The organism is Nostoc sp. NZL, from assembly GCF_015714705.1.
GTDB lineage: Bacteria > Cyanobacteriota > Cyanobacteriia > Cyanobacteriales > Nostocaceae > Nostoc > Nostoc foliaceum_A.
In genome coordinates, this window is sequence record NZ_WBKL01000198.1 from 26918 (window position 1) to 40929 (window position 14012).

The following is a 14012-nucleotide window of genomic DNA, read 5'->3' on the forward strand; positions in this document are numbered from 1 at the left end:
AGGACTAATGCTGTAAGAATGACCAGCGCAACAGACAATTTAATGGATAGTTTGAACATGATTTAGTAGTTTTAGTTTGGCTTTGCCAAATAGGGAAAATAGATTCGCAATATGTTGGGCTTTCCAACTTGCTGTCCTTGAGCCGACATACCGTATCCATGCTGTCAGAAGTCTTTCCCTTGTCTACGCGTGGGCGAGTTAGTTTGTGTCCTGGCGAAGACAGCAGTGCTCCGCGCGATCGCTAAGGTACTTGCTGTGAAACGCAATCTGCGGCTTTAATTAAATCGGCTGCTTTTTCGCCAATCATAATGGTGGGCGCATTCGTATTTCCCGTGGTGATCGTTGGCATGATGGAGGCATCCACAACACGCAAGCCCTCAATTCCATACACCCGTAGTTGGGGGTCTACAACCGCCATTGGGTCAGTGCCCATTTTGCAAGTGCCGACCGGATGATACACTGTATCACAAGCTTCTCGAATGTAAGCAACGAGTGCTGTATCACTCTGCTTATCGGCACCAGGAGCGATTTCTTCACCGCGAAACTCATCAAAGGCACTCGCACCGAACAAATTACGGAGTAATTTAATCCCTGCCACTAGCTTTTGCACATCAGCTTCACTTTGGAGAAAGTTCATTTGAATCATCGGTGCGTCTTTGGGATCGAGGGAACGCAAACTGACACTGCCAATGTTTTGAGGATGAGGCAAACAGACTAGACTTGTGAATCCTAAACCAGAGTGGGCATAACCAGGCGGCACTAACACAACAGTACCGAAGAGAAACTGTAAATCTGGCGCAGCATCCAGATTCCCCTCTGTATGCAAAAATAAGCTAGCTTCAGCGATACTACTGGTGCTTGCAGTGTGTAAATCCTGAGTTGCCTCGTGTGCCACGGATACAACAGGGTGATCTTGAAGGTTTTGACCGACACCCGGCAAATTAGCCACTACCGGAATTCCCATCGCTTGCAGGTGTTCTGCATCCCCAATGCCGGAAAGCATTAGCAGCTTGGGCGAATCGAACGCGCCAGCACTTAAAATCATTTCGGAGTTGACCTTAACCTGGTGCAGCGTGCCTTCGTGCAGGTATTCTACCCCAACGGTACGGGCGTTCTCAAACAACAAGCGAGTGACCAATGCTCCTGTTGTTACAGTCAAATTGGGACGCTGGAGAATGGGCACAAGGAAGGCAGCAGCAGCACTGTGGCGCTTACCATCTTTAATGGTTAACTGATAGAGTCCTGCCCCTGACTGCTGCTTTCCATTAACATCAGGATTGTGGTCATAACCCAATTCTACTGCTGCGTCTACAAAGCGTTGAGATACCACAGCAGGTGCAATCAGATCGGTGACGCTCAACTCTCCATCAACCCCGTGAAACTCGGACGCGCCTCGCTGTTGGTGTTCTGATTTCTTGAAGTAGGGCAAAATATCTTGGTAACTCCAGCCGGGATTTCCCAATGACTGCCAGTGGTCATAATCGCGAGGATTGCCCCGCATATAAACCATGAAATTAATCGAACTGCTGCCGCCCAAGACTTTGCCACGGGGACAAAAGATTTTGCGATCGTTGAGGTAGGGTTCTGGTTCAGAGAAATATGCCCAGTCCACCTCAGAACCCAGAAGACTGACGCATTCCGCTGGGATATGAATCTCTGGTTTTGTATCTGGGTTGCCTGCTTCGAGTAGTAAAACAGTTGTGTCACTGTCTTGTGTCAGGCGGTTGGCAACCACACAACCTGCCGAACCTGCACCAATCACAATGTAGTCATAGTGAGTCATATTTGCACTGTTGTCAATTTACTGCGCTTGGAGTAACTCAAAGGCTTTAGCTCACTGATCCTTATCGTCAGCATCAAGTTGCACTCCGGGTTCCAGCCGCCAATACAAATCTGGCACAAGCACCAAATAGGGCGTTGCTGAATGCAGGTATGAAAAAGCCTTGCACTCATTAGACAGGGATGGGTTGCAATCGTGACATGAGAAATTGGGTGATGTGGTTTGCGATCGCATCGCCTTCCTCTTCTAGGGCAAAATGTCCGGTATCAAGTAAATGGAATTCAATGTCTTTCAAGTCGCGCTTGTAGGGATAAGCGCCTTCGGAAGGAAAGATATAGTCGTTCTGACCCCAAACAATCAGGGTGGGTGGTTGATATTTGCGGAAATACTCCTGCCATTGCGGATATAACGGCGGATTCGTGCCATAGCTATAGAACAACGCTAGTTGAATCTCACTGTTTCCAGGGCGATCGAGGAAAAGTTGATCCATCATCCAGGTATCGGGGCTGATCGCTTCCAGATTGCGAACGCCGTTAGTATATTGCCACTTAGTTGCTTCCAGAGTGACGAGGTATTTGAGTTTTTCTGCATTCTCAGGCGATCGCTCTTGCCAGTAAGCTTTGATTGGGTTCCAAAATTCGCCGAGACCTTCCTCGTAAGCATTGCCGTTTTGGACAATTAGCGCTTCCACTCGCTCTGGATGTTTTGCTGCAATGCGATAGCCAATTGGAGCACCATAATCCATCACGTAAAGGCTATATCGCTTGAGGTCGATCGCAGTAATAAATTTCTCTACAATCTGTGCCAGGCGATCAAACGTGTAGTCAAATTCATTCACCGCTGGCATCGAACTGTTGCCGTAGCCTGGGTAATCGGGGGCAACTAGATGGAAACGATCAGCAAGCGCAGATATCAGATTGCGGAACATATGAGATGAGGTTGGGAAACCATGCAGCAGCAGAATCGTTGGATTTTCACGGGAGCCAGCTTCTCGATAAAAGATATCTAAACCATCGATAGAAACTGTACGATATGTGGTCATGACTTTACTCCTTCTAAGTTTATAGGTGGTGAAGTTAGTAATTAAATGCGCTCCCACACCAACTCAAAAACCTGCTCAACACCATCACTAAAAACTGGCGGCGTTAAGAGCGTCACTCGGTTCTCGCTTAAAGTAAATGTGCGAACTAACTTTGTACCAACCCGATTAGGAATCGATGCAATTTCGATCTGGTGAGTGACTGTGTTGCCACTCAATGTATAAGTTCCAGCGTAAGCATTGAATGTCGAAAGCATCTATTTCACATCCTGACGACGACTTTGCTCCTGGAAGTATTCGCGCCAACTTTCGGGTAAGGCTTCAAGTTGAGCAGCTTGGTGAAGTAACTCTGGATTGTCCTGATCACGAACATAAAGTTGAGTGATATCGGCAACCGTAATATGGTTGTCGTCCCGGCTCACCAACTCTAAAGTGTCTCCAGTTCCGACTTCGCCCTCTTGCAAAACACGGAAGTAAAATCCAGTTCGACGACTTGCAAGAAATCGTTTAACCATATCAGGTCGCCCAAACCTAATCCCCTGTTTGTAGCAAGGTACACGAGGTTGTGTCACCATCAGTTTTACAGTGCCGATATGGAAGCAATCCCCAATGTTCACTTCCTCTTCTCTCAACCCGGTGGTCGTAAAATTTTCACCAAAGATACCTAATGGCAATTCTGTTTCAGGCAATTCACCTCGCCAATAATCGTAATGCTCGAACGGATAGACATAGACTGCTTTGTCTAATCCTCCATGAACGGTGAGATCGGCTTGCCTATCACCTTCTAAATTGAGCGATCGCCTACGGCGGGCGGAACGCCATCGCACCGTCACCCGTTCGCTTACTGGTTCTTTGAAAATTCCAGTGCTAACTGTTTTCCCTTTCCAGGTCACTTCTCGCGGCAGTCCGACGTTTACAGAGATGAGTTTCATAAGAATTTTAATCCGGCTTCTCAAAGATTGAGGTCTGACAATCCAGGATGATCGTCAGGACGACGACCCAGTATCCAGTGGAATTTGCGTTTGCTTTCCTGAATTGGCAGGTCATTGATGCTGGCAATACGCCACCGCATGAATCCGTATTCATCGAACTCCCAATTCTCATTGCCATAGGAACGAAACCAGTTGCCGGAATCATCATGCCATTCGTAAGCAAACCGGACAGCAATTCGGTTGTCCTGAAAAGCCCAAAGCTCTTTGATCAGACGGTAGTCCAATTCTTTAAGCCACTTACGTGTCAAAAACTGTACGATCGCCTCACGACCAGATAGAAATTCTGAGCGGTTGCGCCAAAGGCTATCCGACGTGTAAGCGAGTGATACTTGTTCAGGGTTACGTGTGTTCCAAGCATCTTCTGCAATTCGGACTTTTTGGATGGCGGATTCACGATCAAAAGGCGGCAGGGGTAGTCGAGGATTTTCGGGGTTGTTCATAGTGTGGTGGTGTAAAACTAGCATTTCCAGCGTTTCTATGAGCTAGCTCTAATTTTAAGGGCGATTTTCTCTGGTTTATTTCTCCGTGCTTTGAGTTGAGCAAAAAGTGAATGATACACAGCCCGTTTGCAAAATTAGCGATCGCTTTTAGGTTACTTCAAATCTGTGCCATACCGCCATCGACAAACAGCTCGATGCCATTCACAAAGCTGCTGTCGTCTGAAGCGAGAAAGACAAAAGCTTTGGCAATCTCATCGGGTGTACCTACTCTTCCCAGCGGGATGTTGTTCGCTTGGCTGTCCACGAATACTTGCACTTGCTCATCACTCAGTCCCATGAGATTGTAGCCAGGAGTAGGAACCACGCCAGGACTAATGGCGTTAACCCGGATCTTGCGCTCTTTGAGGTCGAGTGTCCAATTACGGGCAAACGATCGCACAGCGGCTTTGGTTGCGCTGTAAACGCTGAAGGCTGGCGTGCCCACGGTAGAAGCAGTCGAGGCGTTCAGAATGATGGAAGCGCCCTCTGGCAACAGAGGCAGTGCCTTCTGGACGGTGAACAACAGACCTTTGACGTTCGTGTTAAATGTCTTGTCAAAGTGTTCTTCGGTGATGGCTCCAAGCGGGGCGAGTTCTCCACCGCCAGCATTAGCGAAAATCACATCGAGGTGTCCTTGCTCTTGCTTGATTGTGGCGAATAGGCGATCGAGGTCTGCCAGATTGGAGACATCGCTTTGAACACCCGTGACGTTTTCACCGATCGCATTCACAGCGGCATCAAGTTCAGTTTGGCGACGACCTGTGATGAAGACATAAGCACCTTCGGCGACAAAGCGCTTGGCAGTGGCAAGACCGATACCACTGGTGCCACCGGTGACAAGAGCGACTTTTCCTTCTAGTTTTTTCATGATTATTGTCATGAGATTGCTCCTGTTGATTAATGGGTTGTGTAATCAGTAGTGATTTTGATTAGATATCTTTTCAAAACACGTGCTTCAGGTTTATTTCAAATATTTCTCAAACCATCTCAAGGCAGTTGTACTTGCAATCTCGAAGCCCTCTCCCTGAAAACCGTCAAAGTGTCCGCCCTTCAAGATTGTGAGAGACTTTGGCTCCATCGCCCGCGCATGGACAGCGGCGGTTATGTCGGCAGGTGAAAGAAAGTCTTTCTCGCCCGTAATCAGGCATAGCGGGGTGGGAAAAATCGCCTCGATGTGAGGAGCGGGTTCGTAATAGAGACAGTGTTCAATCGATTCAAAGGAGATTCGATTCTCCCATCTTTCTTCGCTCGCGCTTTTGTTCGATTCAACCCAATTGAATGCATCGGGTGTCGCAAGGAAACTGGGTTCACCAGGCGGAGCAACCAAAGGGAGGTAACTCACCTCTTTGGTTTGATACCGTTTTATCCGGTCAAGTGAAACCATCTTTGTGAGTTCTTCCATCTGAAGTGGGGAGACTAGACGGCGGGAGATGAGAAACGCATTCACCGTAGGCATCTGTGCCACTATCGCTTTCACGCGCGGATCAAATGCAGCCAGATGCAGCGCGTGACCGCCGCTATAAGAAAAGCCCCACAGACCTATGCGCTCAGGGTCAACTTCGCTTTGTAATTGAGTCCAGGTGATAGCATTACGAAAATCTTCATGCTGCTCTGTAGGAAGCATTTGTCCGCGAGGTTCTCCCTCACTAGCACCAAGGTAGCGATAATCGAACAGTGAGACGACAAACCCAGCTTGAGCGAATTTCTCGGCAAACTGCGGCAATCCCATTTCTTTGGTTAAGCCAATTCCATGAGCCATGACAATAGCCGGATAGCGATCACAGGATGCAACTTTATCTGGAGTGTAAAAGGTGACAGAACACTTTAGACCTTTACTTTCAAAACTGGTTCTTCTTTGCATAACTGCTTACCCTCTCTTTTTTAGTTGGGGTTAAAGACCAGGAACATTAATAACTTGCAGTGACAATAGCTGCCATCAACTGCTCAATGTTCCAGCTATCGCTATATCGAATTCCATTAATAAACAGTGCTGGGGCAGCCGTTACTCCACTGTGTAATCCACTTTCTATATCTTGATTAATGCGTGCTATATGTATTTGACTGGATATATCTTGCAGAAATTGGGGAATATCGAGTCCTAGATTATTGGCATACTCCACAAGATAATCATTTCCTAACTCTTGTTGATGGGTGAACAAAATGTCGTGCATCTGCCAAAACTGACCTTGGGCGGCTGCCGCTTCTGATGCTTCAGCGGCACGTTGAGCATAAGGATGTATTTGCGGCTGTGGAAAGTGGCGAAATACAAAACACAAGTCATTGACCTGTTGCTGGATTGCCTTAATTAATTGGTGAGTTTCGCCACAAGTGAGAGACTGGTAGTCACCATACTCGACAAGTACCACTGAACTACTCACCAATCCCTGAATATGATCTTGTTCTGAAATCGGCACAAGCAACCGATTATAATCATCGAGACTCATGAAAGCACCTTTAAGGAAAGGAGTGCAGCAGGTAGAGACAGATGATTGCTATGAATGAAACTTTTTTCACAATTGGGTAAACCGATGTCGCTGTGTTATCTGTTGCATAATCTCAATTTAGAGAGTTAAGTTGATTTTGTCGCTGAGAAAAACTTCAGTTGATAAGCTGATAATTTAGACAGCTAATAAACTGATAAATTTGACAGGTATGACGCTACAAGCTAACAATACCCCGCCTTAATGCAACGATCACAGCCTGAGTGCGATCCTCCACACCCAGCTTACTTAAAATATGATTTATATGAAAATTGACAGTGCGTTCAGTAATATATAGAGCTTTGCTAATGGCTTGAGTACCCTTGCCCGTTGTAATGAGTTGAAGCACCTCCAACTCGCGATCGCTCAATTCTGGACTTGCCATGCGCTCTAAAAGTTTGGCACCGACGCGGGGTGGAATGTGCTTCTGTCCTTTGTGAATGGCGCGAATCGCGGACAGCAATTCTTCTGGCTCGGCATCCTTGAGTAAATACCCTTTAGCTCCTGCCCGCAATCCCTGATAAATGTCTTCATCGCCCTCGTAAGTCGTCAATACGATGATCCGAGCAGCAGGAAACTCAGTACAGATGGCAGTAATCGCAGCGACTCCATCCATCTGGGGCATTCGCAAGTCCATCAAAGTTGCATCTGGCTGTTTTTGACGAAAGACAGCGAGTGCCTCCTGACCATTCCCAGCTTGTCCAACAACAAGGATATCTGGCGCTTCTTCCAGCATTGCAATCAAACCCTGACGTACAACGGGGTGATCATCTACAACCAGAACACGAATGGCATTAAGTTGACTCATGATGGTTTTTCCTGCTGATTCACGGACACCACAATTTCTGTTCCTTGTCCAAGGGCACTCTGGATCTGGATCTGTGCCCCAATGAGATCGGCACGTTCTGCCATCCCTAATAAACCAAAGCCATTGTGACTAGAAGAACGATCAATTGCAAATCCCTGTCCATCGTCCTTGATTCGCAATATGCACTGCGTGGATTGATAGATTAGTTCAACACGAATTTCAGTTGCTTTTGCATACTTGAGTGCATTCGTCAATGCTTCCTGTCCAATTCTAAGTAGATTATTCTCCACCTCAGAGGGTAGCGGATAGGGGATGCCGACGGCTTCACACATAATTGTTATACCAGTGGATGATTCTAGCTGACTTGTCAGATGTTTGAAAGCGCTGAGTAAATCACTATTTTCTAACAAGTAAGGACGGCGTAGCGCCTCTACAGAGCGGCGTGCTTCTGAAAGTCCAGTTTGGGCTAAGTTCTGGACTTGAGCTAGGTGAGCCTGAGCTTTTTCTGGGTCTACTGTTATCTTGTTCACAGCAGTTCTAGCGTGAATGATAACACCCGTGAAGGACTGTGCTAGTGTATCGTGAATTTCTCGCGCCATGCGATTGCGTTCTTCCAGAATTGAAGCTTCTTCGGCGCGTTTGCGTTCACGCAGTGCTGCGTTGCGCAGTTCGCTAATGTCTGTGATTAAACTGTGGAATCCTCTCACTTGAGCATTGCGATCGAAATCGGGGATCAAGGTAGCACTGATGGATCTTTTACCAAGCGAAAAGGGAATTTCTGCTTCCAAGGTTACAGTTTGCCCTTCAAACACTTGATTAACATACGGCTCAACCATTTGATAAACTGCCTCACCCAGAAGTTCACAAACAGACTTGCCCAGAATCTCATCTCGACTACGGCTAAACCAGTCTTCGTATGTGCGGTTGATAAATTGATAGCGTCGATTGGCATCCACATAGCTAACAAGAGCAGGTAGAGCGTCGGTGATCAGTCGTAATTCCTGTTCTCGCTCGCGCAGTGCGGCTTCGCTTTTCTGTAAAGCTGCCGTTCGTTGGGCTACCTGTTGCTCTAAGGTGCGGTTGTAGTTGGCTAAGAGGTGTTCTGCTTGTTTCCGCTCTGTGATGTCTTGAAAGGCTGCGATCGCATAAGCTACATTGCCCTGTTCATCAAAGATAGGAGTTCCCCAGACCTCAACTGGAACTATTACACTGTTTTGGTGAATTTCTAGATCGTCAACTGTGGTACATTCGCCGCTTAATGCCCGAATAACTGGTAGTTTCTCAGTTGGATAGTTTTGATCTGTTCCCGCCAGATAAAATTGATAAACCTCTGGGATTTGCTCCGGTGCCACAGAAGGATCAATCCCTTTACCCATTAGCTGAATTCCCCGTTGATTAACGTAGTAAATGCGACCAGCCGCATCCAATACTCCAATACCTACCGGAACCGCTTCTAGAAACTGTTTCATTCTACTTTCGCTTGCGCGTAGCTTGGAGTAGAGCCTGGCATTTTCAATGGCGATCGCTGCCTGGGATGATAACAGATGTAAAATCTGCGTTCGCGTAGCGTCTCCTTCGGAGAATCGCTCTGGTGTAAATGCTCCAGCCGCTAATTTATTTTCTAGATACAACACACCCACTAGCTTACCTTGATTTAGCAGAGGCAAACATAAGATTGATTGGATTTGATTGTGTTGAATATATGGCTCATGAATAAAATTACCTTCACTAGTAGCATCATTTAAAATGACAGATTCATGAGTACGAATAACATAATTAATAATTGATTCAGGTAGATGATTTGCAGTTGGAATAGATTGCAGTAATTGTGTAGCATAAGTATTCTCACCCTCCTTAACTTCACCAGACGCTTCAATTACCCATTTTCCTGAGTTTTCTAAAATTAGAAAACCTGTTTGTGCGCCAGCATTTTCAATTAATATCTTCATCAAGGAACTGAGTAACTTATCCAGTTCAATTTCACTCGAAATCGCTTGCGACGCTTTCATCACCGCTGCTAAATCAAAAGTAATGGGTGAGTGATTAGAGGTGGTGACAGAAGTTTTATGGGTTGGCAAAGCTGGATCCGACGATTGAGGCAATAGCTGGGGATAGCGAGTTTCTAAATCTCTTACTTTCGCAGTTGCTCCCCAGCGTTCATAGCAGTAGTGAGCTTCTTTCATATAGGTTTGGGCAAACTTTTCTCTACCGCGAGATAGGTAAAATTTGGCAGCTAATTCATAGCCTAATGCTTCTTCTTGAAGATAGCCATTGTCTCTAGCACCGACAATTGCTTGTTCGTAGAACTCTTCTGCTTCAAACCACTGACTCAAAACTCGCGCTTTCTCTGCCTCAACTAAATGATATTTATGCAAATAATTCATGGGCGCATAAAATGCCCATTGTTTCATTTTCTCCTGGTTAACAGCGACTTTTTTGAGCATCTCCGACTGCGTTTGAGCGCTGCTTTCGGGGTATATAGCAAGTCTTGCCAGAGCATCATATAGATAGTAAAAAGGGCCAAGAGGTGAGCCTGTTACTCGGATCACATAACGTTCTGCTATGGTTGAGTTTTCAACTGCCTGAACATACTTGGAAAATAGGTAGCACAGGAAAAGTTTATTGAAATAGACATTAAAGATTGCAGTTCCATCATTTGCTATTTCATGTTGTGGCAATCCATTCTCTTCATTGTAGAATTTGCCAACTAGACGGGTTGGATTGACCGAGTAGCCCATCAAATTTGCGATCGTCTGCTGAAATATTTGATTCCAGGTTAGTGCTGTCTCCTGTTTTATTTGACCAATTGCTTCATTGTATTTCGTCATCTCGCGTTCAACCTCCACGAGTTCACTTCCGACAGCATAGGAGTTAAAGCAATAAGAATGAGCGCCATAGGCGGCAAACTCTAAATCTCCGGTTTCTAGCCCGCTTTGATAGGCTTCTAGTAATGACTGTAATGTGTCTCTCACATGATCTTTCCAATGAATGATGAAGGTATTCACGATGATCAATGTTCTAGCTTTGAGTGAATGGGTCTTAGGTTGTAACAACTGCCTGAAAGCTAACTGTCCAAACTCGTAGCCAGTCTCGACGTCTCCGACCTTCCCACACAGAATTAATCCAAAGTTGGCATAAACAAAGGGAGACGCAAACGCATTGCCATATTCGATTGACAAGCTGACTTGTTTAGATACCAGTAGCGGCATCAAAGTAGGAGCAGCACTATAAGCAGTAATCGTGATGCTAGATAGGATTCGCATTGCTGCTAACTTATTTGGCTCGTGCATTTGGGGCAAATGAATCAAGTCCTCAATCGATTTCTCACTAAGAAGGCATGAGATTGCGTCTAGTTCAAGCTGAATATCTGACTGGCTTGGCTGTTCGGGAAAACTAATTTCCAGTTGTTGCAACACTTGCAAGCCAATATTAATTGCTTCTAATAGCTGATTTTGGGCGATGTAACTTTGAATTTTGACTTCGTACACTTTCACGCTATCAAGAACCGTTTTAGCCTGTTGCAGAACGATCGCTGCCCAGAACTCCACTTGGTCAAAATTGCCACACAAGTACGCGACTTCTGTTGTTTCTGCGTATAACTCTAAGGTCAGGTCATAATCTGTTTGCCAGCTAGATGCTGCCAGCCATTCTCTTGCTGTAGTTAAATATTTTTTTGACAGGCCATAAGCGATCGCCCCTTTTGCTTTCTGACCTGCGATTAAATTTAATCTGGCAATTTTGTTTCGTTCTTGTTGAGCTGTGACCAACTCAATTCCATGATTGAGATGATCCACAATTTCAAACAGCCGCTCTGAGAGTCGCTCTGGTAAAGTTTTTTCAAGTAAATTGCGACCAATTTCGAGATGAACCACTTGTTTGTGCGACTCATCGATTAAGGCATAAGCTGCTTGCTGTACGCGATCATGCAAAAACTTATATTCTTGAACTAACAAGTTTTCATCTAATTCAGACAGGGGTTGAATTAATCCAGCTTGGATAACTGCCAACAAATCTAGAGAAACCGCTTTAGAGGATTGCTCACAAACGATTGCTAAAGTATTTAAATTAAATTCAGCACCGATACAAGCCGCTAACCGGAGAATTTGCTGTGTGTTCTCTGGTAGTTTCTTCAACTTGTGAAGCATCAACTCCACAACATTATCAGTGATATTTTGAGCTTGAATCTGAGCAATGTTCCACTGCCAGCTTAAGTATTGTGCATCAAATGTCAACAGATTTTCGCTATACATCGTCCTTAAAAATTCGTTGACAAAGAAAGGATTTCCCTCGGTTTTACGCAACACTAACTCTGCTAAGGAACGAACGCTGTCTACATTTTGATGTAGCGTTTCGGCAATCAACTGACTCAACGGCAAGAGCGTTAAAGGTGCCAAGATAATCTCCTGAAGAACTGCTCCTTGTTTTCGCAGTCTTTCCAAGGTTAATACCAGTGAATGCGTTGGATTGACTTCATTATCTCGATAGGCTCCTATTAAAAATAGGAATTGGGTTTGCTCATCCAGCAGCATCAGCTCAATTAACTTCAGCGTTGCTGAATCGATCCACTGCAAATCATCTAGAAAAATTACCAGGGGGTGTGACTTTGAACAAAACACCCGCACAAACTGTCCAAAAGCTCGATGAAAGCGATTTTGAGCTTCCGTTGCTCCAACTTCCGGTACGGGAGGCTGCTTGCCAATAATTAACTCAACTTCCGGGATGATATCAATGATGATTTGCCCATTGCTGCCCAACGCTGTGAGCAGACGCGATCGCCACTGTTGCACCCGATTATCTGGTTCACCGAGCAATTGCTGCACCAATTTTTGCAGGGCATGGGCGATCGCGCTGTAGGGAATATTGCGCTGGAATTGATCAAATTTCCCGCAGATAAAATAGCCGCGCTTTGCAGTAACAGGTTTGTAGAGTTCCTGTACTAATGCTGATTTGCCAATTCCAGCGTAGCCAGAGACCAGCATCATTTCAACTTGGAATTTTGGATTGCCCTTTTGTTCGCTTTGTGAAGTCTTTTCTGAGTTGTTTGGTAAAGAAGCGATGCGATTGTTTTCTGGAAACGCTACACGGTCAAAAGCTGCTAGTAACATTGCAACTTCCTTGTTCCGTCCATACAGTTTTTGGGGAATTTCAAACTGACCCGAAACGTCTTGAAGCGCCAACTGAATACTAGAGATTTGACCGATTTCTTCTAATTGTTGAACACAGATTTCTAAATCCGCTTTGATTCCCCAGGCACTCTGATAGCGATCTTCTGCATTTTTTGCTATCAGTTTTAGAATGATATCTGAAACTGCTTTGGGAATCTTTGTATTTATTTCATGAGGTGAAGGTGGCTGTTTGGCAATATGACAATGAACTAGTTCCAGAATATCCGTTGTTTTAAACGGCAGATGTCCGGTTAGCAGTTCGTAGAACGTCACACCAAGGGAGTAGAAATCGGTGCGGTAATCGAGCAAACGGTTCATTCGTCCTGTTTGCTCTGGAGATAAATATGCAAGTGTTCCTTCTAACACATGAGGACTTTTAAAACTCGGATTCGTGCGGTTGAATTGGGTGGCAATCCCAAAGTCAATTATTTTAACAACGCCAGTATCAAGATTGAGAACAATGTTTCCAGGATTGATATCCTTATGAATGATATTGGCTGCATGGATTCTGCCTAGAATATCGCAAATAGCGATCGCCAGACCTAGAAAAGTGGATAAAGGCATGGGGCAGAAGATATCTGGACGCTTGTAGATCAATTGCTCTAAGGATTCTCCCCCAAAATCTTCTAAGAGAATCACCAAAGTGCGTTGATAGTCCTGCTGGCTGTATGCTTTGATAACTCCTTCCAAGTTAAGGAAACGGATAATTTTATATTCCTGTCTGTAGCGGGTTAGTTCTTGAGGTGATGGATAATCTTGCTTGAGTAGCTTTACAACTACCGCTAAATTATCTTGGTTTTTGATCCCCTGGTACACCAAAGATGCTGAACTCTCATATATTTTGCTTTGGATAGTAACTCCAGGCAGGGCAATCATATAATTTTTTTCCGGTGAGCATCATCAGCCGTATCACCTAATTATTCCACATTACGCAAGTGCGATCGTAAAGGCAGACTTTTAAACACGAGTATCAAAAGTTTTCCAGATGTTTTATTGTTCCTTAATTTGCCCTGACTCAGATTATCTGCCGAAATCAGCTTCTATTCTACCTTTCAAGCACCTATGTTTTGTATGAGCTTAAGAGTTATTGCCGTTAAGCGTGCCGAAAGTGTTTTAGCAGACCAATACCGCAACACAAGCCCACCAAGCATTATCAGCAACCCTAACCACCTCAAATATCCGCTATTCCAATCTCCAAGTTGATTAGCATTAAGCATTGGAGCAAACCTGACTTTTCACGGGATGTGGAAAGTCAGGATCATGCCGCGC

The 14012-nt window shown here is 45.2% G+C and carries 10 protein-coding genes; all 10 read right to left on the minus strand.

The genetic code is table 11. The features are described 5' to 3' along the window. Positions 1–241 precede the first annotated feature (241 nt). Positions 242–1783, minus strand: coding sequence for a GMC family oxidoreductase (locus F8R90_RS29475; RefSeq protein WP_196513592.1), 1542 nt, complete (start codon positions 1781–1783; stop codon positions 242–244). A gap of 169 nt (positions 1784–1952) precedes the next feature. Beyond that, complete coding sequence (locus F8R90_RS29480) at positions 1953–2822, minus strand: alpha/beta fold hydrolase (RefSeq protein WP_196513593.1); 870 nt, start codon at positions 2820–2822, stop codon at positions 1953–1955. A 41-nt stretch (positions 2823–2863) separates the two neighbouring features. Then, on the minus strand, positions 2864–3076 hold the full coding sequence (locus F8R90_RS29485; protein WP_196513594.1) for a lipocalin-like domain-containing protein: 213 nt from the start codon (positions 3074–3076) through the stop codon (positions 2864–2866). Continuing rightward, positions 3077–3751, minus strand: a complete 675-nt coding sequence (locus F8R90_RS29490) for an MOSC domain-containing protein (RefSeq protein ID WP_196513595.1) — start codon at positions 3749–3751, stop codon at positions 3077–3079. A gap of 20 nt (positions 3752–3771) precedes the next feature. Beyond that, positions 3772–4275, minus strand: coding sequence for a nuclear transport factor 2 family protein (locus F8R90_RS29495; protein WP_230967065.1), 504 nt, complete (start codon positions 4273–4275; stop codon positions 3772–3774). A 133-nt stretch (positions 4276–4408) separates the two neighbouring features. After that, positions 4409–5158, minus strand: coding sequence for an SDR family oxidoreductase (locus F8R90_RS29500; protein WP_196513609.1), 750 nt, complete (start codon positions 5156–5158; stop codon positions 4409–4411). 93 nt (positions 5159–5251) lie between these two features. Beyond that, positions 5252–6151 (minus strand): alpha/beta hydrolase, encoded by a 900-nt coding sequence (locus tag F8R90_RS29505; RefSeq protein ID WP_196513596.1) that lies wholly within the window; start codon positions 6149–6151, stop codon positions 5252–5254. A 46-nt stretch (positions 6152–6197) separates the two neighbouring features. After that, positions 6198–6734: a DsbA family protein gene (locus F8R90_RS29510; RefSeq protein ID WP_196513597.1), complete on the minus strand. Its 537-nt coding sequence runs from the start codon at positions 6732–6734 to the stop codon at positions 6198–6200. A 214-nt stretch (positions 6735–6948) separates the two neighbouring features. Next, entirely contained in the window at positions 6949–7578 is a 630-nt protein-coding gene (locus F8R90_RS29515; protein ID WP_196513598.1) for a response regulator transcription factor, read from the minus strand. Beyond that, complete coding sequence (locus tag F8R90_RS29520; protein ID WP_196513599.1) at positions 7575–13619, minus strand: AAA family ATPase; 6045 nt, start codon at positions 13617–13619, stop codon at positions 7575–7577. The genes F8R90_RS29515 and F8R90_RS29520 overlap by 4 nt, the downstream gene beginning before the upstream one ends. Positions 13620–14012 lie beyond the last annotated feature (393 nt).

Coding starts and splice junctions, on each gene's coding strand:
- F8R90_RS29475 (WP_196513592.1), bottom strand. CDS start 1,783: ATGACTCACTATGACTACATTGTGATTGGTGCAGGTTCGGCAGGTTGT.
- F8R90_RS29480 (WP_196513593.1), bottom strand. CDS start 2,822: ATGACCACATATCGTACAGTTTCTATCGATGGTTTAGATATCTTTTAT.
- F8R90_RS29485 (WP_196513594.1), bottom strand. CDS start 3,076: ATGCTTTCGACATTCAATGCTTACGCTGGAACTTATACATTGAGTGGC.
- F8R90_RS29490 (WP_196513595.1), bottom strand. CDS start 3,751: ATGAAACTCATCTCTGTAAACGTCGGACTGCCGCGAGAAGTGACCTGG.
- F8R90_RS29495 (WP_230967065.1), bottom strand. CDS start 4,275: ATGCTAGTTTTACACCACCACACTATGAACAACCCCGAAAATCCTCGA.
- F8R90_RS29500 (WP_196513609.1), bottom strand. CDS start 5,158: ATGAAAAAACTAGAAGGAAAAGTCGCTCTTGTCACCGGTGGCACCAGT.
- F8R90_RS29505 (WP_196513596.1), bottom strand. CDS start 6,151: ATGCAAAGAAGAACCAGTTTTGAAAGTAAAGGTCTAAAGTGTTCTGTC.
- F8R90_RS29510 (WP_196513597.1), bottom strand. CDS start 6,734: ATGAGTCTCGATGATTATAATCGGTTGCTTGTGCCGATTTCAGAACAA.
- F8R90_RS29515 (WP_196513598.1), bottom strand. CDS start 7,578: ATGAGTCAACTTAATGCCATTCGTGTTCTGGTTGTAGATGATCACCCC.
- F8R90_RS29520 (WP_196513599.1), bottom strand. CDS start 13,619: ATGATTGCCCTGCCTGGAGTTACTATCCAAAGCAAAATATATGAGAGT.